The 23,509-nt window shown below is 41.7% G+C and carries 25 protein-coding genes; 13 read left to right on the top strand and 12 right to left on the bottom strand.

All coding sequences use genetic code 11. The features are described from left to right. The first annotated feature begins 102 nt into the window (after positions 1 to 102). The 6 genes from FFM57_RS07605 (at position 103) to phoU (ending at position 5,152) form a co-directional block, all read left to right on the top strand. On the top strand, positions 103 to 981 hold the full coding sequence (locus tag FFM57_RS07605) for a phosphate ABC transporter substrate-binding protein PstS family protein (RefSeq protein ID WP_137599917.1): 879 nt from the start codon (positions 103 to 105) through the stop codon (positions 979 to 981). A gap of 76 nt (positions 982 to 1,057) precedes the next feature. Beyond that, positions 1,058 to 1,993 (top strand): phosphate ABC transporter permease subunit PstC, encoded by a 936-nt coding sequence (gene pstC, locus FFM57_RS07600; protein WP_137599916.1) that lies wholly within the window; start codon positions 1,058 to 1,060, stop codon positions 1,991 to 1,993. Next, a complete protein-coding gene (pstA, locus tag FFM57_RS07595; RefSeq protein WP_137599915.1) occupies positions 1,990 to 2,886 on the top strand; it encodes a phosphate ABC transporter permease PstA in 897 nt (298 codons plus the stop codon). Before pstC ends, pstA begins: the two co-directional genes overlap by 4 nt. 33 nt (positions 2,887 to 2,919) lie before the next feature. Further along, entirely contained in the window at positions 2,920 to 3,714 is a 795-nt protein-coding gene (gene pstB, locus FFM57_RS07590) for a phosphate ABC transporter ATP-binding protein PstB (protein ID WP_137599914.1), read from the top strand. Between the two features lie 13 nt (positions 3,715 to 3,727). Next, on the top strand, positions 3,728 to 4,480 hold the full coding sequence (gene pstB / locus FFM57_RS07585; RefSeq protein WP_137599913.1) for a phosphate ABC transporter ATP-binding protein PstB: 753 nt from the start codon (positions 3,728 to 3,730) through the stop codon (positions 4,478 to 4,480). Positions 4,481 to 4,498: 18 nt separating this feature from the next. Further along, the gene (gene phoU / locus FFM57_RS07580; RefSeq protein ID WP_170999929.1) at positions 4,499 to 5,152 is read left to right on the top strand and encodes a phosphate signaling complex protein PhoU; all 654 of its coding nucleotides are present in this window, start codon (positions 4,499 to 4,501) and stop codon (positions 5,150 to 5,152) included. A 44-nt stretch (positions 5,153 to 5,196) separates the two neighbouring features. On the opposite strand, the gene wrbA is transcribed toward phoU, so the two are convergent. Further along, on the bottom strand, positions 5,197 to 5,802 hold the full coding sequence (wrbA, locus tag FFM57_RS07575; protein WP_212741494.1) for an NAD(P)H:quinone oxidoreductase type IV: 606 nt from the start codon (positions 5,800 to 5,802) through the stop codon (positions 5,197 to 5,199). A 170-nt stretch (positions 5,803 to 5,972) separates the two neighbouring features. Between wrbA and FFM57_RS07570 the strand changes: the two genes are divergently transcribed. Continuing rightward, a complete protein-coding gene (locus tag FFM57_RS07570) occupies positions 5,973 to 7,322 on the top strand; it encodes a Mur ligase family protein (RefSeq protein WP_137599910.1) in 1,350 nt (449 codons plus the stop codon). Continuing rightward, positions 7,315 to 8,025, top strand: a complete 711-nt coding sequence (locus FFM57_RS07565) for a type 1 glutamine amidotransferase (protein ID WP_137599909.1) — start codon at positions 7,315 to 7,317, stop codon at positions 8,023 to 8,025. The genes FFM57_RS07570 and FFM57_RS07565 overlap by 8 nt, the downstream gene beginning before the upstream one ends. Positions 8,026 to 8,079: 54 nt before the next feature. On the opposite strand, the gene FFM57_RS07560 is transcribed toward FFM57_RS07565, so the two are convergent. The 7 genes from FFM57_RS07560 to FFM57_RS07530 all read right to left on the bottom strand — a co-directional run bounded on the left by FFM57_RS07560 (position 8,080) and on the right by FFM57_RS07530 (position 15,605). Then, complete coding sequence (locus FFM57_RS07560; RefSeq protein ID WP_137599908.1) at positions 8,080 to 9,195, bottom strand: NADH-dependent flavin oxidoreductase; 1,116 nt, start codon at positions 9,193 to 9,195, stop codon at positions 8,080 to 8,082. Positions 9,196 to 9,265: 70 nt separating this feature from the next. Beyond that, the gene (gene manA, locus FFM57_RS07555; protein WP_170999928.1) at positions 9,266 to 10,243 is read right to left on the bottom strand and encodes a mannose-6-phosphate isomerase, class I; all 978 of its coding nucleotides are present in this window, start codon (positions 10,241 to 10,243) and stop codon (positions 9,266 to 9,268) included. Positions 10,244 to 10,278: 35 nt separating this feature from the next. Continuing rightward, positions 10,279 to 11,289: a serine hydrolase domain-containing protein gene (locus FFM57_RS07550; protein ID WP_137599906.1), complete on the bottom strand. Its 1,011-nt coding sequence runs from the start codon at positions 11,287 to 11,289 to the stop codon at positions 10,279 to 10,281. After that, complete coding sequence (locus tag FFM57_RS07545; protein WP_137599905.1) at positions 11,270 to 12,064, bottom strand: VOC family protein; 795 nt, start codon at positions 12,062 to 12,064, stop codon at positions 11,270 to 11,272. Before FFM57_RS07545 ends, FFM57_RS07550 begins: the two co-directional genes overlap by 20 nt. 136 nt (positions 12,065 to 12,200) lie before the next feature. After that, positions 12,201 to 13,670, bottom strand: coding sequence for a ribosomal protection-like ABC-F family protein (gene abc-f / locus FFM57_RS07540; RefSeq protein WP_137599904.1), 1,470 nt, complete (start codon positions 13,668 to 13,670; stop codon positions 12,201 to 12,203). A 275-nt stretch (positions 13,671 to 13,945) separates the two neighbouring features. Then, positions 13,946 to 15,130 carry an anti sigma factor C-terminal domain-containing protein gene (locus tag FFM57_RS07535; protein ID WP_137599903.1) on the bottom strand — a complete coding sequence of 395 codons (1,185 nt, stop codon included), beginning with the start codon at positions 15,128 to 15,130 and terminating at the stop codon, positions 13,946 to 13,948. Next, the gene (locus FFM57_RS07530; protein WP_137599902.1) at positions 15,114 to 15,605 is read right to left on the bottom strand and encodes an RNA polymerase sigma factor; all 492 of its coding nucleotides are present in this window, start codon (positions 15,603 to 15,605) and stop codon (positions 15,114 to 15,116) included. The genes FFM57_RS07535 and FFM57_RS07530 overlap by 17 nt, the downstream gene beginning before the upstream one ends. Before the next feature lie 262 nt (positions 15,606 to 15,867). Between FFM57_RS07530 and FFM57_RS07525 the strand changes: the two genes are divergently transcribed. Continuing rightward, entirely contained in the window at positions 15,868 to 16,158 is a 291-nt protein-coding gene (locus tag FFM57_RS07525; RefSeq protein WP_137599901.1) for a hypothetical protein, read from the top strand. A 79-nt stretch (positions 16,159 to 16,237) separates the two neighbouring features. After that, entirely contained in the window at positions 16,238 to 16,858 is a 621-nt protein-coding gene (locus tag FFM57_RS07520; RefSeq protein WP_137599900.1) for an FMN-dependent NADH-azoreductase, read from the top strand. 43 nt (positions 16,859 to 16,901) lie between these two features. On the opposite strand, the gene FFM57_RS07515 is transcribed toward FFM57_RS07520, so the two are convergent. Further along, positions 16,902 to 18,611 carry an ABC transporter substrate-binding protein gene (locus FFM57_RS07515; protein ID WP_137599899.1) on the bottom strand — a complete coding sequence of 570 codons (1,710 nt, stop codon included), beginning with the start codon at positions 18,609 to 18,611 and terminating at the stop codon, positions 16,902 to 16,904. Positions 18,612 to 18,715: 104 nt separating this feature from the next. On the opposite strand from FFM57_RS07515, the gene FFM57_RS07510 reads away from it, so the two are divergent. Next, a complete protein-coding gene (locus FFM57_RS07510) occupies positions 18,716 to 19,939 on the top strand; it encodes an MDR family MFS transporter (RefSeq protein ID WP_246023462.1) in 1,224 nt (407 codons plus the stop codon). A 54-nt stretch (positions 19,940 to 19,993) separates the two neighbouring features. Here FFM57_RS07510 and FFM57_RS07505 read toward each other — a convergent pair whose 3' ends face one another. Together FFM57_RS07505 and FFM57_RS07500 are read right to left on the bottom strand one after the other, a co-directional pair. Further along, a complete protein-coding gene (locus tag FFM57_RS07505; RefSeq protein ID WP_137599898.1) occupies positions 19,994 to 21,193 on the bottom strand; it encodes an AI-2E family transporter in 1,200 nt (399 codons plus the stop codon). A 13-nt stretch (positions 21,194 to 21,206) separates the two neighbouring features. After that, positions 21,207 to 21,560 (bottom strand): PTS glucitol/sorbitol transporter subunit IIA, encoded by a 354-nt coding sequence (locus FFM57_RS07500; protein ID WP_137599897.1) that lies wholly within the window; start codon positions 21,558 to 21,560, stop codon positions 21,207 to 21,209. Between the two features lie 102 nt (positions 21,561 to 21,662). Between FFM57_RS07500 and FFM57_RS07495 the strand changes: the two genes are divergently transcribed. Next, on the top strand, positions 21,663 to 22,688 hold the full coding sequence (locus tag FFM57_RS07495; protein WP_137599896.1) for a lactonase family protein: 1,026 nt from the start codon (positions 21,663 to 21,665) through the stop codon (positions 22,686 to 22,688). A gap of 8 nt (positions 22,689 to 22,696) precedes the next feature. Further along, positions 22,697 to 22,855, top strand: a complete 159-nt coding sequence (locus FFM57_RS09865; RefSeq protein WP_170999927.1) for a hypothetical protein — start codon at positions 22,697 to 22,699, stop codon at positions 22,853 to 22,855. Positions 22,856 to 22,969: 114 nt separating this feature from the next. Here FFM57_RS09865 and FFM57_RS07490 read toward each other — a convergent pair whose 3' ends face one another. Further along, positions 22,970 to 23,392 (bottom strand): hypothetical protein, encoded by a 423-nt coding sequence (locus tag FFM57_RS07490; protein WP_137599895.1) that lies wholly within the window; start codon positions 23,390 to 23,392, stop codon positions 22,970 to 22,972. Between the last annotated feature and the right edge of the window lie 117 nt (positions 23,393 to 23,509).

Below are 23,509 nucleotides of genomic sequence, written 5' to 3'. Positions count from 1 at the left end.
CTTTACATCGATTTTACATCCAGCAAACAGCGACTTTACAATCCCTTGTTATAGTAAATTTGTTCCAAAGAACAGGACTTAAAAAAGGGGAGTACAACAAAAATGAAAAGTAAAAAAATTTATTTAGGTTTAGTCGCTTTAAGTTTATTAGGAATTGGCCTAAGTGCTTGCGGTTCTAAAAAAGAAAATGCCGATGCCAGCACCGGTAAAGTAACAGTCGTCGGGTCAACTGCTTTACAACCATTGGTGGAAGCCGCTGCTGAAGATTTTCAAAAAGACAACAGTGGTATCAACGTCACCGTCCAAGGAGGTGGCTCGGGAACTGGTTTGAGTCAAGTAGCAGCTGGTGCCGTCGAAATTGGCAACTCTGATATTTTTGCTGAACAAAAAGATGGTTTGGACGCCAGCCAGTTAACCGATCATAAAGTCGCTGTTGTAGGCATGGTACCCGTTGTGAATCCTGATGTCCACCTCAAAGAACTCACCATGACACAACTGAAAGAAATCTTTACTGGTAAAATTACCAACTGGCAAGAAGTTGGCGGACCTGATGAAGCCATCACCGTGATTAATCGTGCACAAGGTAGCGGTACCCGCGCAACTTTTGAAGCCAATGTTTTAGCTGGCGCCGAGGCCGTAACCGCCCAAGAGCAAGACTCTAGTGGCACGGTGCAAAAAATTGTCGCTACTACACCTGGCGCTATCAGTTACCTTGCTTTCTCCTATTTAACTGACGACGTCCAAGCGTTAGTGATTGATGGCATAGAACCGACTGATGAAAATGTCACCACTAACGATTGGAAAATTTGGTCTTACGAACATATGTATACCAAAGGCAAGGCTAGTGGGGCCACCAAAAAATTCCTAGACTATATGAATAGCGACGCCGTGCAAAAAAATCTGGTTGGTAAATTAGGCTACATCAGTATTAACGAAATGAAAGTTGAAAAAGATGCTCACAATCAACTAACGAATCCTTAAAAAATGAGGGACTGTGACCTGAAGTTCGGCACAGTCCCTCTGATGATTTCATTCACTTTAATACTAATTTTCCTATATGAAAGGAGGAAAAAAGTTGCAGCAGCATCCTTTAACCAAAGCCAATGCCGCCACCCGCCAAGAAATTTGGGGCAAAGGTTTATGCTTCTTAGCCATTGGACTCATCATTGCTATGGTGGCTGCTTTATTATTTTTTATTACTAGTCATGGCATAAAAACCTTTAGCCATGACGGGGTCAGTCTCTGGCAATTTTTAACCGGAACCCATTGGAATCCGGGAGTCGTCGATGCTACGGGTCAACCACAAGTGGGGGCACTGCCGTTAATTGTCACCTCATTTGCTGTCACCATTTTAGCTGCTCTTTTAGCGACACCTTTTGCTTTTGGCGTTGCGCTTTATGTGACGGAAATTTCCCCCAAGCACGGTGCTAAAATTTTGCAACCGGTAATGGAGCTTTTAGTAGGGATTCCTTCTGTCGTCTACGGCTTTTTAGGCCTCACGCTTTTAGTACCTACCGTACGGAAAGTTTTTGGGGGTAGCGGCTTTGGTATCTTGCCTGGAGCACTGTTACTTTTTGTGATGATTTTACCCACCATCACCTCTTTAGCCATTGACAGTTTAAACGCTGTGCCACAACATTTACGCCAAGCGGCCTCTGCTTTGGGAGCGACGCGCTGGCAAACGATTTATAAAGTTTTGCTACCGGTGGCCACCCCTGGTTTATTAACCGCGATTATTTTTGGGATGGCCCGCGCTTTCGGTGAAGCGCTAGCCGTGCAAATGGTCATCGGCAATGCCACGTTAATGCCCACTAGCTTACTTACGCCGGCTTCAACTTTAACCAGTAAACTCACCACCGATATCGGTAACACGATTATGGGTACTTTGCCTAACGATGTTCTTTGGTCGTTAGCTCTAGTTTTACTTTTGATGTCTTTAGTCTTTAACCTTTTAATTCGGTTGATTGCTAAAAAAGGAAGGAACTACGCATGAAACAGCAAAAAGTAAATCAACGAGCCACTTTTTTAATTACGGCGGTGGTTTTGTTGGTGGTGGTTTTATTAATCGGCATCTTAAGCTACCTCCTTATCGCCGGTTTGCCCCACGTCAGTTGGCACTTTCTCACGAGTTCCGCCGCATCTTTTACAGCCGGTGGGGGGATTCGCGACCAACTTTTTAATTCTTTTTATCTCTTGGTGTTAACTATTTTGATTTCTTTACCCATCGCTTTAGGTGCCGGTATTTATTTAAACGAGTACGCCAAAGACAGTTTTTTTAACCAATTATTGCGGACCACCATTGAAGTCCTCAGCTCACTGCCTTCTGTTGTCGTTGGCCTTTTCTGCTACTTGTTTTTTGTCATTCAATTGCAAATTGGTTTTTCCATTTTAGCCGGAAGCTTGGCGTTAACTTTTTTTAATTTACCCTTACTGACCCGCAGTATTGAAGAAGCCTTGCACACTGTCCCCAATTTACAACGGGAAGCGGGTTTAGCCTTAGGTTTATCTAATTGGAAAACCATCACCAATGTCCTCTTACCAGTAGCTTTGCCGGGAATTTTAACCGGGGTGATTCTCAGTTGTGGTCGCATTTTTGGTGAGGCGGCAGCCTTAATTTTTACCGCTGGTCAAAGTGCTATTAATGTGGATTACAGCAATTGGAATCCTTTTGCTGCCACCAGTTTTTTAAATCCTTTACGTCCGGCCGAAACCTTGGCTGTGCATATTTGGAAAGTCAACACCGAAGCCACCACGCCAGATGCCGTTAGTATTTCCTATGGCTCTTCCGTCATTTTAATTCTCGTCTTGCTACTCTTTAACTTTTGCGCGCGTTTTTTAGGTCAACGTCTTTATCAAAAATTAACAGCTACTACCAAAAAACGTTAATTTACCCATCTACTTTTTAAAGGAGGAATACTTTTGTCTAGCCTTGTTCGTCCCCCTCACTATTTCGCTCCCTTAACCACCCCAAGTGCGCTACATACAGTTGACCTTACTGTCACTTATGGTGAAAAGGAGGCGCTCTACGCTACCAGCTTGACTTTTCCGCAAAAAAAAATTACCTCCTTGATTGGCGCTTCAGGTTCAGGCAAGTCGACTTTTTTACGTTGTTTAAATCGCCTGAACGATCGCGTTGCTACTGTAGCTGGACAAATTTTTTATCACGATTGGGACATTAATCACCCCACTACTAACGTTTACGCTTTACGACGGGAAATTGGCATGGTTTTTCAACGCCCAAATCCTTTTTATAAATCCATTGCTGAAAACATTACCTTTGCTCTAAAAAAAAATGGTTTAACGGATAAGAAACTGTTACAGGAGCGTTTGGAGACAAGTCTCAAAGACGTTGCTTTGTGGGATGAAGTGAAAGATGATTTAACCAAAAGTGCTTTAGCTTTATCCGGCGGACAACAACAACGTTTGTGTATTGCCCGCGCGTTGGCCTTACAACCAGAAATTTTATTATTGGACGAACCCGCCTCAGCACTTGATCCCATTTCTACCGCTAAACTAGAAGAAACTTTATTACGCTTAAAAAAGGACTACACCATCATTATGGTGACCCATAATATGCAACAGGCCGCCCGAGCCAGTGACTATACCGCTTTTTTCCAGCTAGGGGAAGTCTTGGAATTTGATACCACTACACAAATCTTTACGGCCCCCCACGTCCAGTTAACGGAAGATTATGTCACAGGCCATTTTGGCTAGAAAGGAAGTTGGCATGGATTTACTGACCACTGAAAATTTACATTTATACTATGGGAAAAAAGAAGCGTTAAAAGGAATCTCCTTAACTTTTCAGCCCAAAGAAATTTCAGCTTTAATCGGTCCTTCAGGTTGTGGAAAGTCGACGTTTCTTCGTTGTTTAAATCGCATGAATGACGATTTAAACGATGTGACCATCACCGGCAGTGTCACCTTTCAGCAGCAAAATATCTATAGTCCCCAAACCGATGTGGTAGCTTTACGCAAAAAAGTCGGTATGGTTTTTCAACAACCTAATCCGTTTCCCTTTTCTGTTTTTGATAACGTCGCCTTTGGTTTACGCTTAGCTAACCACCAGGACAAAGCCTTCATCGCGCAACGTGTTGAAGAAAGTTTAAAAAAAGCCGCTATTTGGGATGAAGTCAAAGATCTACTGCATAAAAATGCTTTAAGTTTTTCTGGAGGCCAACAACAACGAATTTGCATTGCCCGCGTCTTAGCCGTGGAGCCTGAAATTATTTTACTGGATGAACCAACAAGCGCCTTAGATCCGATTTCTACTTTGCAAATTGAAAAAACCTTACAAGAATTAAAAGGACAGTACACCATCATTATGGTGACGCATAACTTACAGCAAGCTGCCCGTATTTCTGATGAAACTGCTTTTTTTCTAAACGGTGAGCTTGTGGAAAGTCAGCCTACTGAAAAAATCTTTGTGACACCCCAACATCAAGCCACTAACGACTATCTCAACGGCCGCTTTGGTTAACCAGAAAGGAAGATGATTATGGCTCAAGCCCACACTACTCCTGAAACAGTAACCTTGAATCGCTACTTTTTACAATTAGGCCAACTGGCCGATGCCGAAATTAATCAAGTTATTACGGCTTTTATCCAACATGATAAAAGCAGCGCCCAAGAAATTTTAGACGAAAAAAAAATTAACGGTAAAGATGATACATTAGAACGTCTCTCCCTCAATTACATTGTTTTAAAACAACCGGTGGCCGCTGATTTTCGTTTAGTCATTAGCATCTTAAAAGCTAGCTCCGACCTCGATCGGATTCGGGAGCACGCCGCAAGCATCGCCCAAGAAACAATTCGTGTCAAAGGGAACTTACGAGTTAAAAAAATTGAAGAGAGTATTGCTGCCCTCTCCTTACAAGTCCGCGATATGTTATCCGCCATTCTTCAAGCATTCATCGCCCTTGATCCGGATAAAGCCCGCAATATTGCCCAAAAAGACGATGAAGTCGACGCTCGTTACCAAACATTGCGGGAACAAATTACTTTATGTGCAATGGAAGATAGTCAAACGGTCCCCGCCTGTTTCAGTTACTTCATGGTGATTCGTTTATTGGAGCGCATTGGTGATCACATCGTGAATCTTGCCAAGTGGACCATTTATCACGAAACAGGTGAGCTAGAAGATTTAACTTAAAAAAAATTCGCCAACCTTTTTTTACTGGTTGACGAATTTTTATTTTATTCTCCGACGTATTTTTTGGCGACCTCTAATAAACGTACGGTTTGGTCATGAATCGCCGCTCTTACTTCTTCGGCTTGTAGCATTTCCCCGTCACTACCAATCGTGGCACTCGTTCCATAAGGATTGCCCCCCGCAGCGTAAGTAGCTGGATTAATATAACCCGGCGATACTACAATCGCGCTCCAATGCTGCATCACTGTATAAATACTCTCGATAACTTTTTCTTGACCACCGTGAGGGTTTTGCGCAGACGTAAAAGCCGTCACAAATTTATTAGCGAATAACCCTTTACTCCACGGTCCTCCTTGTAAATCTAAAAATTGTTTCATTTGGGAGGCCATCACACCAAAGCGCGACGGCGAAGAAAAGATTAAGGCATCCGCCCAAGTTAGATCTTCACTAGTGGCTTCGGGAATGTCTTTCGTTGCTTCCACGTTTTGCCGCCAAAGTGGATTAGAATCAATTGCCATGTCTGGTGCCAACTCGTGCACCTTCCGCAAGCGTACCTCAGCGCCAAATTTTTCAGCAGCTTCTTTGGCAAACTGCGCCATCTTCGTTCCGTTACCCGTTGAACTGTAATACACAATCGTTAATTTAACCATCGTTATCCTCCTTTATGTAAGTGCTTACCTCAAGAATAACAACGAAATTCTTTTCCCGCAAATAATTTGGATAAAACCGGTTGCCTTTAAGAAAAAGTAAAAAGCATTAATTTTTAAAAGTCTTTGTGGTATCATTAAAAAGATTTGAAAACGATACTGGAGGGTTATTTATGACCGTCAAAAGTTTACTAGCGACCGCTGTGGGGAAAAGTTCCCTGTGGTTTTTAAAAACGTTTATGAAAGGTGGCAGTTCCTTACCGGGAAAACTGGCCTTAAAAATCGACCCCACAATTCTCGATGCTTTGGCTAAAGATTACGAAGTTGTAGTGGTCACTGGCACCAATGGCAAAACACTAACGACCGCCTTAACGGTAAATATTTTAAAACAACAATATCCTCACGTCTTAACGAATCCCACGGGCGCTAATATGGTGCAAGGAATCGTCTCCACTTTTCTCTCTGCTAAAAAACATAACGGCAAAAAATTTGCGGTCTTAGAAATCGACGAGGCTTCCTTAAAAAAAGTCACCCAATATATTAAACCGCAACTTTTTGTTTTTACGAATATTTTTCGCGATCAAATGGATCGTTACGGCGAAATTTATACGACTTATCGTTTAATTGTCGAAGGAGCGTCCCAAGCACCTGACGCTAAAATTTTAGCCAATGGCGACTCGCCGATTTTTAATTCGGTAGAAACCGTTAATGAACGTCTTTACTATGGCTTCAATCATGAAAAAGATCATGAACAACTGGCCCACTACAACACTGATGGTGTCTTGTGTCCCAAGTGCCACCATATTTTACACTACAAAATGATTACCTATGCCAACCTTGGCAAATATTATTGCCCCAACTGTGATTTTAAACGTCCCGAATTAGATTATCAGTTAACCAAAATCCAGCAGATGGATAACCTTTCCTCCAGCTTCACGATTGATGGTAGCGATTATCACATTGAAGTTGGCGGCATGTATAACATTTATAATGCGCTAGCTGCGACTAGTGTGGCAGAGTATTACGGCGTACCGCAAGAAAAAATTCGCCAAGGTCTTTCTTACGACGAAAAAGTTTTTGGCCGGCAAGAGACCTTTAACGTTGAGGGGAAACATTGCACCTTGATTCTCGTAAAAAATCCAGTGGGCTTAAACCAAGTCATTGACTTAATTGGTTTGACTCCCCATGAATTTTCTTTAGTAAGCTTACTTAATGCCAATTACGCCGATGGTATCGATGTATCGTGGATTTGGGATGGCAATCAAGAAGCCTTCAGTACGATGGCTATTCCCGCGGTCATCGCTGGGGGCGATCGTCATAAAGATATGGCTTTACGCTTAAAAGTAGCTGGCCTACCCAAAGAAAAAATCCAAGAAATTCCTGATTTAAAAGACGTCGTTACAGCAATTGCTAAACTGCCGACTAATGATGTTTATATCTTAGCAACTTATACTGCTGTCTTACAATTACGCAAACACTTAGCCCAAGGCGGCTACATCAATGGAGGGATGCGTCATGACTAATCCGCAACTTTCTTTAAACGTCTGTCACTTGTACGGTAATTTATTAAATACTTATGGGGACAACGGCAACTTACTCATGTTAAAATACTACGCTGAAAAAATGGGTGTGACTTTTCACACAGAAGTCGTTTCTTTACATGAGGACTTTAATCCAGAGAAATACGATTTAGTTTTCTTTGGTGGCGGTCAAGATTTTGAACAGTTAATTGTCTCAAAGGACATTCAAGCTAAAAAAGCAGATCTCACGTGCTACATTGAAAATGATGGCGTCTTACTTTCTGTTTGTGGCGGTTACCAACTCTTAGGTCACTACTACATGGGAGCCCAAGGGGAAAAAATTGAAGGCATCGGCGCGTTAGATCACTACACGGAATCGCAAGTTAACAATCGTTTCATTGGCGATACTGAAATTTATAACGCCGAGTTTAACGAGACTTATTTCGGTTTTGAAAACCACAACGGCCGCACCTTTTTAGGGCAAGGAGAAAAACCTCTAGGCAATGTCGTCATGGGCAAAGGGAATAACGGGACGGACGGTTCTGAAGGCGTCATTTACAAAAATGTTTTTGGTACTTACTTCCACGGACCCATTCTCGCCCGTAATCCTGTCCTAGCCATTCGCCTGATTCAAACGGCCCTCAAACAAAAATACGGTGCGGATTTAGTATTACCTACCCCCAAAAGCATCTTAGCAAACGATTGATTACTTATCAAAACAGGCTCGTCCCGAAATTGGGAACGAGCCTGTTTTTTTCAATTATTTTTGCAAGAGCTCTAACTTCTCTGCACTGCGGCCGGTTAAAAAGCCCCAAGCACCGTCGCTAATCCGTAAGATGTCGCGATTGCCTTCTTGTAAAGTTGTGGCAATTGCTTCATCATTTTGCGTTAATACTTTGCGTACAAAGTGCGGATCAAACAGTAACCCAGTTCCAATCGCCGCAAATTCCGCATCCGTTAACACTTCAGCAACGTCTTGACTGCTCCAAATATTGCCGACACCGATTAAAGGCAGACGACCAGCAATTTTTTCATGGAGATAGCTGAGGATGGTTCTTTCTTGGTAAGCTTCACTTTGGGAAACTTTTTGATAATCATTCAAGGAGACGTGGAGATAGTCTAGCTTTTTATCCGCTAAGTGATCCACTAAAAATAAAGTATCGGCAAAAGAAATCCCGGGGGTTTCTAACTCTTCTGGTGAGAAACGATAGCCCACTAAAAAGTTTTGCGGCTTCAAGGCTTGAACTGTTGCCAACACACCATCTACCACCGCTTCGATAAAGCGAAAACGATTGGCTAGACTGCCGCCCCACTCATCTTCCCGCCGATTACTATGGGGAGAAAAGAATTGTTGCAAAAGATACGTATTGGCGCCGTGAATTTCTACGCCGTCAAAGCCCGCTAAAATTGCCCGTCGTGTGGCTTCTTTAAAATTTTGAATCGTCGTTAAAATTTCGGCAGCGGTTAAGGGCCGTGGAACTTCGCTACCGGGAATCACCGCTGCTACAGCACTGGCACTAACGGGTTGGGTTCCCCGTAAGATGGCTTTAGTAGTCCGGCGTCCCCCATGAAAAATTTGTAAAATAGCCTTGGTTTGCCCCACGTGAATGGCACTTGCTAATTGACTTAAACTGGGAATCAAGGCATCGCTTTCCACGCTCAGCTCGCCTTCCCAACATTTTCCATCAGCTTGAACATTAGCCGCACCCGTGACAATCGCCCCCACTTCACCGGCGCGTTGATGATAATACCCGCACTCATCTTGTGTGACGACACCGTTATAAAAACTCATCTTAGTCGTCATGGGCGCCATTAACGTCCGGTTGGCTACCGTTACTCCACTTTGAAAAGTAAAACTTTCTGCTGCTTTCACCATTATTTTTTCCTCCTTTAATTCTTCCTAATTGGAAAAAGAGTACGACAAGCTGCCGTACTCTTTGCTATTTTTACTGCACACTTTTTCCTGGAGTTGAGGCAATAATTTTCAAATCGCCTCCCAAACGCCAGCTTTGAATTTCGGCGGGTAAAATAAAGTGGTCGCCTTTATTTAACGAGTAGGTCGCCGCAACTATTCCATCGGCGTTTAAGATTTCTAATTGTCCCACACCAGCAATTACTGAAGCTAAAGTATAGGGCGCTGTTTTTTTCAAGTTTAACAAGCCGGCAACTTGCCATTCATACACCGCAAAAAAAGGTGTATCCACAAATTGTGTGACTCGCGAAGTGCCGCTATTTTTTTCGCTAATGTGGAGGGTGGGATCATGGTGGGGAATTGTAGCTACATCTAAGGACTCTTGGATGTGCAATTCCCGCGTGTGCCCTTTTTCATCTTTTCGATCGTAATCATACACACGATACGTGGTGTCTGAGGATTGTTGCGTTTCTAAAATTAAAATACCTTTCCCGATAGCGTGAATCGTGCCGGCAGGTACATAGTAAAAGTCACCTTTTTTCACCGGGATTTTTCGTAATAAATGTTGCCAGTCGCCGGCTGCAACCATTTTAGCAAATTCTTCTTTCGTTTTCGCGTGATGACCGTAAACAATGGTGGCACCTGGTTCGGCGTCAATGATGTACCAACATTCCGTCTTCCCTAGCTCACCGGCGTGGGTCTTGCCATAAGCATCATCGGGATGAACTTGTACCGATAAATCATCTTCGGCATCTAAAATTTTCACCAACAAAGGAAAAACCTCTTCATGGGGATTACCAAATAGACTCGGTGCTTTTTGCCAAACTTCCGCTAAGGTTAGACCAGCATACGGGCCATTTTTGACAATTGAAGGACCGTGAGGATGAGCAGAAATCCCCCAGCATTCCCCCACTTTTGCGCTAGGTAAATCGTAACCAAAAACTTCCGCCAACTTTTTGCCACCCCAAATTTTATCTTGAAAGACCGGTTGTAAAAATAATGGTTCCATCAAATCGCTCCTTTAAAAACTTTTTTAATAAAGTTCAATTATAAATCTTTTAAATAAAGTTCAATGAACTGATCTCTTTTTTCAATGTATGCTTGACGCTCATCGTGGGGATGGACGCGATTACTTAAAAAAATCAGCCCTTGCTTTTTTACCGGATCTCCCAGTAAAAAAGTTCCTGTATAGCCTGTGTGGCTAAAAAGCCAACGACCATCTGTTGGCGCTTTGTACAATTTAAAACCAAAACTCCGATGAAACCCTGCCGTTTGCTCAGTAAAAGCCAACTTTTGACTTGTTGGCTGCAGAAAGTCTCCCAATAGAGCTTGGAGCAATTTTTGTAAATCTTTTAAGCGCCCAAAGATTCCTGCATGACCGGCAACACCACCTAACTGGCGCGCTTTGGGGTCATGGGGAATGCCTTGCAGGTTCAATACCCAATTTTTTTTCTCGTCAAAAAGCGGACTCGTAGGAATACAGTTACTAGCCACAGGAGCATAAGTAAAAGCTGTGCCAAGTGGTTGATTTATTTTTTCCGTCAATAACTTAGCTAAACTTTTGCCGGTTACTTCTTCTAAGATAAAGCCTAACAACAAATAATGATGATCCGAATAAATCATTTGTGTGCCTGGTGTCCATTGCGGCGTTAATTGGAAAATTTTTTCTTTTAACACGTCACCTGCCAGCTGATTCCGGTCCAAAATAAAACCCGTCAACCCCGCCGTATGGGTCAATAAATCACCGACAGTAATTTCTTTGGCGCTAGCTTCTCTACAATAACTGGCCAGCGGTGCAGTTAAAGAAAGCTTTCCTTCTTCCGCGACTTTTAAAGTAATTACGGCCACGATGGCTTTCGTCAAGGAGGCCAAGTCATACCATTTGTCGGCGACTAAGGGTTTTCTATTAGGAAGAACCGTTTCTGCGCCAAAAAGTGTCGTGGAAAATTGCTTGTCTTGCAAAAAGCTCACCGTAAAACCGGGAAAAGTGCCGGCTCGACAGGCTGCAGTTAAAAAATTTAAAACTTCTGCTTTCATTTTACACCCGTGTTCCTTCATGGTGACGACTCGTAAACCACCATTCCACCCCGTTAGGATCAAAAATCGTCAAGATGGATAATTTTTTATCGCGATAAAAATCAATCTTTAATTGTTGTAAATGTTCACTTAATTTTACTAATTCCTCTTGACTAGGTAAAGAAAAATTTAAAAAGTCTAAACCTAAAACTTCCAAGTCACGATTTTTGCCACAGTGCCATTGCACCGGATACTGATGAAAACCAATCCATTCCCTTTTATCTAGTTGAAAAAATTTTTCTTCTTCGGCTTTTGCCACCAAACCTAAATGTTCAAAAAAAGTTTGGCTAGCTTTTTCATCTGCCACATTAAGATGTATTTGCTGCAACTGAAACTGGACTGCTGCTGGATGTAAATCATCAGCTGGCAGACGATGATCTACAAAAAAAGTGAGGTAGTTTTCTTCCGGGTCAGCGATGGTAAAAGCCCCTTGCCCGACAGACCACTCCTCCTGTAAAATCTTCACACCTTGTTTGCTTAAATGATTTTTAACATACTTCAGCTGCGTTAAATCAGGCACACTCAAAGAAAAGCGCGCCAATTTTTTCACGCCCCCAGCTTCTTGTGCCCCAAATGGCGTATCTTCCAAAATTAAAAAAGCATCGCCCTCTTTGGCACCGCCAAAGTAAGCTAAATTATTTTCTTCCGTTAATTTATAAAATCCTGGTAACTTTTGATAAAAAGCAATCATGGCTTCCAAGTCTTGGACGCGTATGGCCAGCCCCTCTAATTTTGGTTCTGACAATTGAAAAGTCATGGAAACTTCACCCCTTCACCTCCTCATTGTATGCTCGCCTGAAAAAACTTACAAGGAATTGCACCTTGCCTAACAACGCGCCAAAAAAGCTGACCATTCTTTGCTTCTCAGCAAAAAATTGATCAGCTTCATTCATTTATTTTTGATAAGTAAGCTTCCCGTCAGCTAATTGATACACTTCATCTGCCACTTCTTTAACAAAATAAGTATCGTGGGTAGTAAAAAGGACAGTGCCTGGATAAGCGCGTATTAACTTTTCCAAAGCAGCCATCGTGTTTAAATCAATAAAATTAGTCGGCTCATCCAACAGTAAAACATTGGTGGGTCGGACAAAAAGTAAAGCGATTTGTAGGCGTGTGGCCTCACCACCACTTAAACTTTCTACTGATTTAGTCAGGTCATTGACAGAAAAACCTAGATTGTGCAAAATACTGCGAAGAAAAGTTTCCGTTTGTTGCGTTTGTTGGAGTAGGTAAGGTAAAAGCGCCAAGGGACTGGTCATTTGATAAGCCAGTTGTTGGTAAGTGCCAAAGACGACCTTTTGGGCTACAACAATACCGGGGTCTTCTTGAAGAATGCTTTGCAACAAAGAAGTTTTTCCAGCACCATTCGCCCCGACGATAGCGATTTTTTTCCCTAATAAAAATTGGAAATCACAATTTGCCAGTAAGACGCGTTGCCCTTTTTTTAAGGTAAAATTTTCACCCCGAATGGGAAACTTATTATGCAAGGTCAGTTCTGGTACTTTAGGAAAAATAATCGGCCGCTCCTTGACTACCGGTGCGGTCACCGTTAGTTGCTCTAAGCGACTAGTTAAGGCCGCTGCGGTCTTATGCAAATTTTTTTCCACCGTATCTTTTTGCTTGGAAGAAGCTAAGCGATCAGGGCGAATATTTTGCTGACGCTTTTTCTTTGCTACTTGCGCACTTTTTTGCGCCTGCATTTTCTTTTGCTGAATCGCTTGTTCTAAACGCCGCTTCTCATTTTGATATTGTTGTACGTCGCGAACTTGTGCTAAGCGGGCTAGCTTTTTTTGCTCTTGATAAGCGGTAAAGTTGCCGGAATACTCGGTAACCGTACCGTCAGCAACCTCCCAAATTTTAGTAGCTAATTGGTCTAAAAAGAAACGATCATGACTGACAAAAAGCAAGGTACCGTAATAATATTGCAATTCTTCGACAATGGTTTGCACACTTTGTTGATCCAAATGCGTCGTGGGCTCATCCAGTAATAAGCCATCAGGATAAGTAGCCAACACTGCAGCCAAGCGTACCTTAGCTTGTTCCCCACCACTTAAAGCACCATGTACTATTTTAGGAACAGCAAGCCGTTGTAAAAGTTCCCAATCCATGTCTTCAAAGGAGGAGTCCTTTTGCAATTGCTCTACTTGTCGATAATAGTTAAAGTTAGTAGCGCGTTTTACCGTCCCGTGATTAGGAGTCAATTCTCCTTGAATAATTTTTAATAGCGTCGTCTTGCCAGTACCGTTGGCGCCCACAATCCCGATGCGTTCCCCTTGGTAGACGGTTAAAGTAGGAATAGTTAATAATTCCTCCGCGCCAAAATTTTGTTGAATATTGGTTAATTGTAACGTTAATGTTTCCATATTTTTCCTTTCTCGTCTAGGCGAGAAAGCAGCAAAAAAGGACCAGTGCACAAAAAGGCCTTGGTCCTTCACTAAACTTTTGGAAAAAAGTAGACACTACTCCCGTGAAATTGTTTTGACCTAGACTTTTGAATTGAGTTTTTCCTTCAGTTCAAAAGTTCTTACCACAATTTCATCGCTGCTGTCATCTTCTTCCCTCCTGTCTTAATCTCTTTACTTGTAATTATAGCATGACTAAAGTCAACGAGACAATGTTTTCCTACAAATCAGTCCACTTAATCATTTTGATATTTAGCGCTATATAGGGAGCTACCCAATACATTAACAGCTCCTACCTCCGCTTGTTGTGCCAAGAGCGTAAATTTTTTGGCAGTGCCGGCAAGATAAATACCCGAAATTTTCACGCCATTTTCTTGCACATAATCTAAAGCAGCAGCAAAATTTGTTGACTGTTCACTCACAGGTAGGGAAAAAATAATTTTCTGGTGATCTGTTAAATAAGCCAATGAGGAAGTAAAGTGTTGGCTAAACAGTTGTGGCATATCGGTGAAAGAGTATTGGCGGTAAGTTGCTGGAAAAAGCCATGGATATTGCTGATTTAAGTCAGTAAAATATTTATTACCAACATTTCGTAATAAATCGCCAGCAGCATATTCCCCTTCATTCCACGAAAAACCAAACGAATCTGCTGAACCCGTATCTACTTGTAACCACGCTAGCTGGTAGTCTGCAGCTTCTGGTAATTTTTCAACTTGTAAAAATTGGAAGAGCTGACTAACGGTAAGCGGTTGTCTAAACGTTAAACTGCCAACTACCTCACTAGCTTCAGGTAGCGCGTTTAATTTTACTAAAGTGGCTTGATACGCTGACTCATAATCGCCATTGGCTTTTGCGGGTATTAATGCTGTGAAGTTCGGCACGTTATTGGACGGGTGGGATGTTGCGCTGACTTTTCCTCGTACCAATTGATAGCTACAAGTCAGAGGACTCGCCTCCCCGATATTCATCGTCGTTTGATAGCGTGTTGTTACCGTATAGCGGCCCATCCCCAGCGGATCTATTTGAATTTCTTGGACCCGTAATAAGGGATTTGTCAGCTCAGTATAAGTAGTAGCTACCAAGTTGTACTCGGCGACTGGCGCCTCTTTAGCTTTAGTCATTGGATTATAATAAAATTGATCTACAATAGTCGGCACCACGACATGTAGCATCGCTAAAACTAGCCCAGCAAAGATAAAAAGGAGTAACGTCACTTTAAAAAATTTGGCATTTACTTGTCGTTTTACTTTTTGGGGATTAAAACGATCTTTTAACTGTGGCTTAGCCTGCATCACTTGGCCTTCTTGCAATTCCTGCAGGAGATTTAACGTCGCCAATTTTTCTTCCACTATTTTCTTTTCAGCAGAAGTTGCCGCCCCTTCTTGGTATTTTAATAATAATTCTTTAATATTTTCCGTCATGGGTCAAAACCTCCTTGAGTTGTTGGCGAGCACGATATAAATCCACCCGCACTTGATTCGTTGAAAGCTGTAAGAATGTCGCAATTTCTTGCGTGGACCAATTACAAAAATAATAACAGACTACAATTTCTTTGTAAGGCGGTTCTAAGTGTTGAATCGCTTGATCGAGCTGACGATAACTTTCCTGCTGAAAAAAATCTTCTTCTGTCTGATTCCTTCCTTTCAAAAAAAATCCTTCCAAAGCCAAAAAGCCCCACCGTTTTTGTTGCCGTTGTTGATCAATATAACGATTTTTTACCACTCTAAAAAGCCAAAATTTACTCTTTTTAGGAAATTCTTTTTGCAAAGCGAGCTGAAAGAAAGCATCACTTACCAAATTTTCTGCATCGTGGCGATTGCGCGTAAAGGAGAGCGCATACAAAAAAAGTTCTTCTGCATATTGTAAATACAATTGTTCCAACTGAGAATTACCCATACGCTCCCTCCCTTTAACAAATAAACGTTTTAGACTGTAAAAGATTACAAACTATTTTATTTTTTTAGTATAAATGTTTATCAGACTCACTACTAGCTAAATTTTTGGGTACGATTGGCATCACACTTTTTTTATCCTACCTTTAATCAACTTCTCATTTTTTCAGCGTTAAAGTTGCAATGCCGCAAGAGACTTGCTATTATTTCAGCAACGTGTTGCTCCCTGAACAAACTTGAGAGCACCGATAGAAAGGATGAATACAATGACTTTAGGAATCGCTCGTCTCGAACTAACAAACCTGTCACAAGAAAACTGGACGGTGTTAAATGTTACTTCCCTACAAGCCCCTATTGCCCTGTCTCACTTTACTGAAAAAATGATGGATGTCACGGCTTTGCCTGCGGAATATCACAACTTGTCCCTGAAAGAAAATTATTTACTGGTGGCCGATAACTCCTTTAAAGGGGAATTGTTAGCTGCATTTTTAAAACGTCAAGGTTTCAACGTAAAATACTTGTTGGGTGGTAGTCAACGTCTAAAAGCTGCCGTCTAAAACGAAGCGCTTTTATTTGTTTTTTTTGTAAAATTTACTTACAATTAACAAGTATTTTAAAACAAAGGAGCGAAATAATTTGAGTAAAGTTTTAGTTATTAAAGCCCATCCCTTAACGGAAAAAGAATCGCGGACTTTAAAAGGTCTAGCCACCTTCTTAGAAAATTATCGACCATTGCATCCTGAAGATGAAGTTACCGTCTTTGATGCCTTTGAAGATGATTTGCCAGAAGTGAATGGTGAATTACTCTCTGCTTGGGGTGCGTTACGTGCTGGCACTGATTTTGCTAGCTTAAGTTCTGAACAACAACATGCTGTAGCTCGTTTTGATGAATTAACAGAAATGTTTTTACAAGCAGATAAAATTATCGTGGCCAACGCCCTGTGGAATTTAAATATTCCTACCCGCTTGAAAGCTTGGATCGACACGATTATGGTGGCTGGGAAAACTTTCAAATATACGCCAACTGGCCCACAACCTTTAACCACGGGTAAAAAAGTATTCCATATCCAATCCAATGGTGGTGTTTATGGTGGCGAAGATTTTGCCAACCAATATTTGAAAAATATTTTTGCTTTTGTCGGCGTAACGGATTATGCGGCAGCCTTCATTGAAGGGTTGGATTATGATCCTGAGCACGCTGAAGAATTGTTAGAAAAAGCCTTGGCGGAAGTGGCGCAAGCAGCCAAGGAATTCTAAAATTTAATTTTTTATGTCAAAAAAAGGACGATGTTTGTTAAAACTAACAAACGTCGTCCTTTTTGCTTTCTTCCGGCCACGCTAAACGATAATCAAAAGCATCTTGGGCTGAACTTGTCAGACCAGCCAACATGGGATGCACGTAGCGCCGTCTTTTAGAATGTACAGTGTAAATCAGATAGTAATTTTGCGTCAACCAGTCATCCATCGCTAAATAATTTTTTTGCCGCTCTAGCTGTGGTGCATTTTGATACGCCGTGATTGCTTGTTGTAAGTATTTTTTGCTGTCCGCTGGTAAAAAGCGCTGCACTAAAAGTTCAGGACTAGCTACAAAAGCCAAATAAGGAAAAATTTCCCCTGGGACGGGCAAGTCTTCCAATAAGACAAGATCAACATTTTTTTCTAAAAAGTCACTGTAAAAATGTTCTTCAAAAGAAAAATAAACCAGCTGAATTTTTAAACCGATAGCCTGACATCGTTCTTGCAACCACTCACCAAAGGAAACGCTCTCTGCTAGATAGTGCAGGACACCCAGCTTTAACGTTTCTCCGTGATAATTGCCTTTAGCAAGAGCAGCAGCTCCTTGAGCCAAACTTTTCTTTAAAGTAAGCGAATCGGCTTCTTGGTAGTGACTAGCCGGCTGATCTTTTTGCTGTGGATAAGCAGTCACATCGCAAGCGTAATACAAAGCTTCTCGGACATAAAATTCTTGAATCACCGTGTTTCTTTTGAGATTGGCACTAATAAATTGGACCCCCATCCCCAATGCTGCTTTTTCTTGGTAGCCAGCCTCTAAATAAAGTTGCGGCGTGGTGGGTGCTGGTGGCAAGTTCACTAAAACGTGCTCCACTTCATCAATCAAGGGGCGCAAGCCATAATACTCATCGAAGGCTCTCAAAGTAAATTGCTTGGGCTGCCACTCTTTCACGTAAAATGCTCCCGTTCCTAGCCAAGCGTTTTCTTGAAAAGGACGATCACTAGGCAAAATGATAAAAAGCACATTGGCTAAATAGGAAGGCAACAAAGGCTCAGGGTGTTTCATGACAAAAGCCACGTGGTAGTCGCCATCCGTCACTATTTTTTGCAAATTTAACAGCTGCCACGGCACGAGTTTACTGACACTTAAGGCGCGTTCTATCGTGTAGCGCACATCTGCACTGGTTAAATATTTGCCATGGTGAAACAAGACTCCCTTGCGCAAATAAAAATGCCAAGTCAACTCCTGTTCATCGTAATACCAATGATGAGCTAAACCAGGCGTCAGTTGATCGGCTACTAATTTCGTTAAGCAGTCGCCTATTTGGTAAAGTAAATTCACTTCCCGATAGATAGAAACTTTTAAAGGATCCAAACTCGTTACGGGCCGCGTCGTAATTTGGCGCAAAATAATTTTTTCGTCCACCGTTTTCTTTAAGCCAAAATGACTTTGAAATTGCTGATAAAAAGGTTTAAGCCAAGCGTTAGGCCATGGCAGTTGTAAGAGTGTCGCCAAGTCCGTTAAGTTTTCTTGCGCCAGTAAAGCGCTGACGGTTGCTTGCAACTTATCAAGTAATGGTTCAGGAAAAGTTACTTGAGACAAGTGACCACGACCCACGCCGGGCGTAAAGGTTAACATGTTACGTGCTTGATAGTGTTGCAAGCGGCGCTTCGTTTGTTTGGTAGAAATGTCCCACGTATCCGCCAAATCTTTTAATAAAAAACTGGTGCCTTGCTGTTGGCAAAATAAACGCAACTGAAAATAAGCGCTGTCCATCTTGTTTCCTCCTAAAAGGGGACAAAATAATTTTAAATTGTCTCTTTTTAATTTTCGTGTCCTTTTTTATACTGACACTATAGCAAAAAGAAAGGCAGGTTACAATGATGTGGCAAGAACTTCATCCCAATATCCGCAAAAGAATTATGATTCAATTTTTAAGTCGTTTTGGTAGTTCCCTGATTTTTCCATTTATGGCAATTTACTTCACTCAAGCTTACTCTGCTAAAATAGCAGGCGTCTTAGTGATGATTAACGTCGTGGTTTCTTTTCTAGCTGGCATCTACGGCGGCCACTTGACGGATTTAATTGGTCGACGCAAAATGTTAGTCGCTGGCGAACTGTTAAAAGTCGGCACCACCGCGGGTATTTTACTAGCCAACTCCCCTTGGTGGCAAGCCCCTGCTTTTACCTTCGCCATGATGCTACTCCAAAATTTAGCTAGTGGTTTAATTAATCCCGCCAGTGAGGCAATGTTGGTGGATGTCTCCAACGAAAAAAATCGCTCCTTTATGTATGCCATCAGTTATTGGGCGAGCAATCTTTCCCTAATGTTAGGCATCATGGTGGGGGGCTGGTTTTTTGAAGAGCATTTATTTCCATTAATTAGTGGTCTGATGATTATCAATTTATTGACCACCGCCCTTACTTATCGGTTTATTCAAGAGACTCATGCCCCTGAAAAAAAACTTAGTCAAAGTCGACTGGGCTTAAAAGGCGTTTGGCAAAGTTATCGTCAAGTTTGTCTTGACCAACGCTTTTTCTGGTTTACCGTTAGTGGCGTTTTAATTTTAGGTATCGAATATCAGCGAAATAATTATATTTCCGTCCATCTCTCGCAAAATTTTTTAGCCACCACCTTTTTTAATTTACCTCTTAACGGCGTGAAAATGTTAAGTCTTTCCACGACGTTAAACACCTTACTCGTTGTCTTACTCACCGCTCCGATTGCCCAATGGCTAATTTCCAAAAAAATTATGCCGACTTTTAAAATTGGCGTTGCTTTGTTTGCCTCAGGCTTTGCCCTTCTTGCCTTTAGCTTAAATTTTTGGTTCATTTTAGGAGCAACCATCGTCTTATCCTTAGGGGAACTCCTTTACGTGCCCACCCGCCAAGCTAAATTGGCAGAACTAGTAGCCGAAAATAATCGTGGAGCTTATCTCGCCGTCAATGGCACGATTTTTCAGCTAGGTAAACTCGTGGCTGCCAGCATGTTAATTTTTTCTCCTTACGTGGGACGCATAGGCATGCTGATAGCCATTTTATTATTAGGCATCTGCGCCATTAGCCTAGCAACTTTCTCTTTAACCCTCACTAAAAATAAATAAGTAAAAAAAGAGTAGCAGAACAATGAAAAAAATCATTGGTCGCCACTCTTTTCCTTATTCTTTTTTATTTTCTTCAGTATCACTACTTGGTGGTTGTGTGTCATCCAATAATAAAACTGGCTTTTCTTGATACAACTTGGAAACCTTTTTATACCATTCAAAGATGTAAGTAATTAATACTTTGACTGCGGCATAAGCGGGAATCCCTAAGACCACCCCTCCAACACCAAAAATTTTACCAGAGGTGAGTAAAACAAAGATAATGGTTACGGGATGCATGCTTAATTGGCTGCCTAAAACTAGCGGCGAAATCACGCGTCCTTCAATGGTTTGTTCAATGACAAAAACGATTGCCACTTTTAAAACCATTACTGGACCAGCAACTAAAGCCAGGAAGACCGCTGGCACCATGGCTAGAAAAGATCCTAAATAAGGAATCAAATTTAAAAAGCCGGCGATGACGCCTAAAGTTACCGCGTAATCTAAACCAATGACGGCAAAGCCAATGGTAAACATCACGGCTACGGCAAAAGCGACGGTTAATTGTCCCCGAATATATTGGGAAACTTTTTCGTTCATTTCTTTCATCACTTGTAACGTAGTATCCCGAAAACGCGGTGGTAAAAAGCCAGTGACGTATCCCGCTAACTTTTTGCCATCTTTTAATAAATAAAACAAGATGAATGGTGCAGTTAAAATTACGATAAAAGCGTTGGCTACAGCGCCAACAATATTTCCGATACTTTGAATTGTTCCTTTTGAAAAGTTTTGGATAATGGTGGTTAAAGAGCTCATGCCATCATCAAGCATTTTATCAATTTGCGGTTGGAAATCAGCAATCCATTGATTCGTAAATAATTTTTCCGACTGATGATTAATCTCGTCAATGTAACTGGGCAAATTATTGACGAAGCTCACCAACTGTTCTTGGATTTTAGGCACCGCAACGACGCCGCCCCAAATGATTAGCCCTAAGATGACTATAAAGAGAATAAAAATGGCCACCACACGATTCACGCCGTGGCGCTCCATTAAATCGACAATCGGCACTAAAAAATAATACAGTACTGTTGCCACGATAATAGGGATCCCCACGATGGCGAAAAATTGTAGAACGGGTGTGAAGAGGTAAGAAACCTTCGTAAAGGTTAACAGAATGAGCAAAATCAACAGCACCACTAACAAGCTAGTGACGACTTGATTATTTAAAAACCATTTCCAAAACCAAGAAACATTTTTCTTTTTGTTTTCCAAATAGTTTCCCCCTTTATGCGTAGTGAATCTTCATCCCCACCGCAACTTGTGGCAACGTATGTGGATTAAGATAAATGGCGTTGACTAGTTCGTCGTGGGTGGGTAATGGGCCAAAGACTAACGTCACATGACCTAGCTCCTTTAAATTAGCGTTGGCTAAACGCCCAATTTTTTCAATTTTGTAGACTTGGTCGCCAAAAGTCAAGCTCCCACCTTCGTGTAATTCTGCTACGGGTTTTTCCGTTGAAAATTTTTGCACAATGGAATAGGGCAAAAGTTCTGGTGTTACTTTTTCACCAAACAAAATCAGCATGGGTTCCGTTTCGTCCCAAGCTTTTTCTCCCACTTTAATAATTTCAGATTCCAAAAAAACTCCCTCCTTATTATGGTTGAATTATACCATAACTCCTTACTTTTGAACCGCTTTAAAGAAAATCTTATGCTATACTATAAAAAAAGGAGGGTCATCATGGAAAGCAAATTTTTATTAGGAACATACACGCGTAAAAGCAGTCAAGGAGTCTACAGCGCCGTTTTAGATGAAGACGCTGGGCAGATAAAAGAACTTACCTTAGTCCTTAAAGAAGTTAGTCCCACTTATCTCACCACAGCGAAAAGCGGTGTCTTATATACTGTAGGCGCTGATGAAAATGGTGGAGGGATTAGTGCTTATGAAAAAACACCACAAGGCTACCAATTCCTTAACGCCGTAACCAAAGACGGTAGCGCCCCTTGTTACGTTGCGGTAGATGAAGCGCGACAATTGGTGTACAGTGCTAACTACCATCAAGGAACCTTACGTACCTATCAAATTCAAGCAGACGGCACTTTACAGTTGGCAACAGAGGTCCATCACACGCATCCAACAGGGCCTAACCCCAACCAAAACGTGCAACACGTCCACTACACAGACCTGACACCAGATAGTCGCTTAGTTGCTTGTGACTTAGGCACAGATGAAGTCTATACCTATGATGTGGCTGCCGATGGGCAACTCACCCCTGTTGCCATTTATCAAACCGCAGCGGGTGCTGGTCCGCGTCATTTAGTCTTCCATCCAACGTTAGCCGTGGCGTATCTCATTAATGAATTAAACAGCACCGTTTCCGTCTTAAAATATTTTCCGGATGGTCACTTTGAACAGCAACAAACTTTAGGCACTTTACCGGAAAAATTCACTGGTGAAAATTCAGGCGGTGCAATTCGCATTGCTAAGGACGGGCGAACATTGTATGCTTCTAATCGTGGACACAACTCAATTGCAATCTATGATGTTGAGCCTGATGGCTTAACTTTAACTCTCAAAGAAATTATTTCCACCCACGGCGATTTCCCACGAGACTTTGCCCTAAGCCCCAGCGGTGAATTTTTAATTTGCGCCCATCAAAAATCCGACCAACTGAGTTTATTCAAGGTCCAAGCAAATGGCAGTCTTCACTTTTTAAATAATGATACCTGGGCACCAGAAGCTGTGTGTGTCTATTTTGAAAAGTAGGTGGAAAAATGGATGCCTTAGATGTCTTAGATCGTTTGCGTGAAGAACTACACGTCCCTTTCTTGCAATTGAAATTAGCAGAAAAGGAATATTCTGAAGCGGAATATCAACAACTAAAAACCGACTTAATGAATTACTATCGCGATTATGTGGATCACGAAAACTAATTACGATAATTCTTATGTACTGATATGCAAAAAGAGCTTGTGACAAAAATCTTGTCACAAGCTCTTTTTACATATAAACGGTGCGCCAGCAGTAACTCCTTCATTACTCCCTGATTAACGTAACAGTTGCGTCAACCGTTGGATACAAAAAGTAATTTCATCCGTAGCTTCGTCTTGTTCTTTTTCAGAAGCATCAAAAGAGTCGGCATCTACTTGATTTTCCACCGCCGTAGTCATCTTTTGACAAGCAGCCACGTACTTAGCAAAGGTTTTTTCTAAACGTTTGTGAATCCCCATGACTTTAGCTGGTGCCCGTAAACCCGTCAACATTTCTTGCAACTGGCGATACGCTTCAACACCTTGGACAAATTTTTCGTGCACTTCAGTTAGTTCATCCGCTGTTAAATTTTCAGTGCGTCCGTCGTCAATTGCTTGTCGTACTTTTTCATAAAAGGGATTCATGCCTTCCCCTAGCTCTTCTGTTGTTTGGACGAAGGTATTAATCTTTTGTAAATAAAAGTTTAAATTAGGTTTCATCTTATTACTAGCCGCCTTTCTCAAAAAAATAGCTTAGGACGATAAAGTCCATATAATTGTGTAAAAAGAAAAGGCCATATGAGTGCCTGATACGGTACAATGTTTTTAACCACAAAA

Source organism: Enterococcus nangangensis (genome assembly GCF_005405245.1).
Classification (GTDB): Bacteria; Bacillota; Bacilli; order Lactobacillales; family Enterococcaceae; genus Enterococcus_J; species Enterococcus_J nangangensis.
This window is presented reverse-complemented; position numbering and strand designations above follow the sequence as displayed.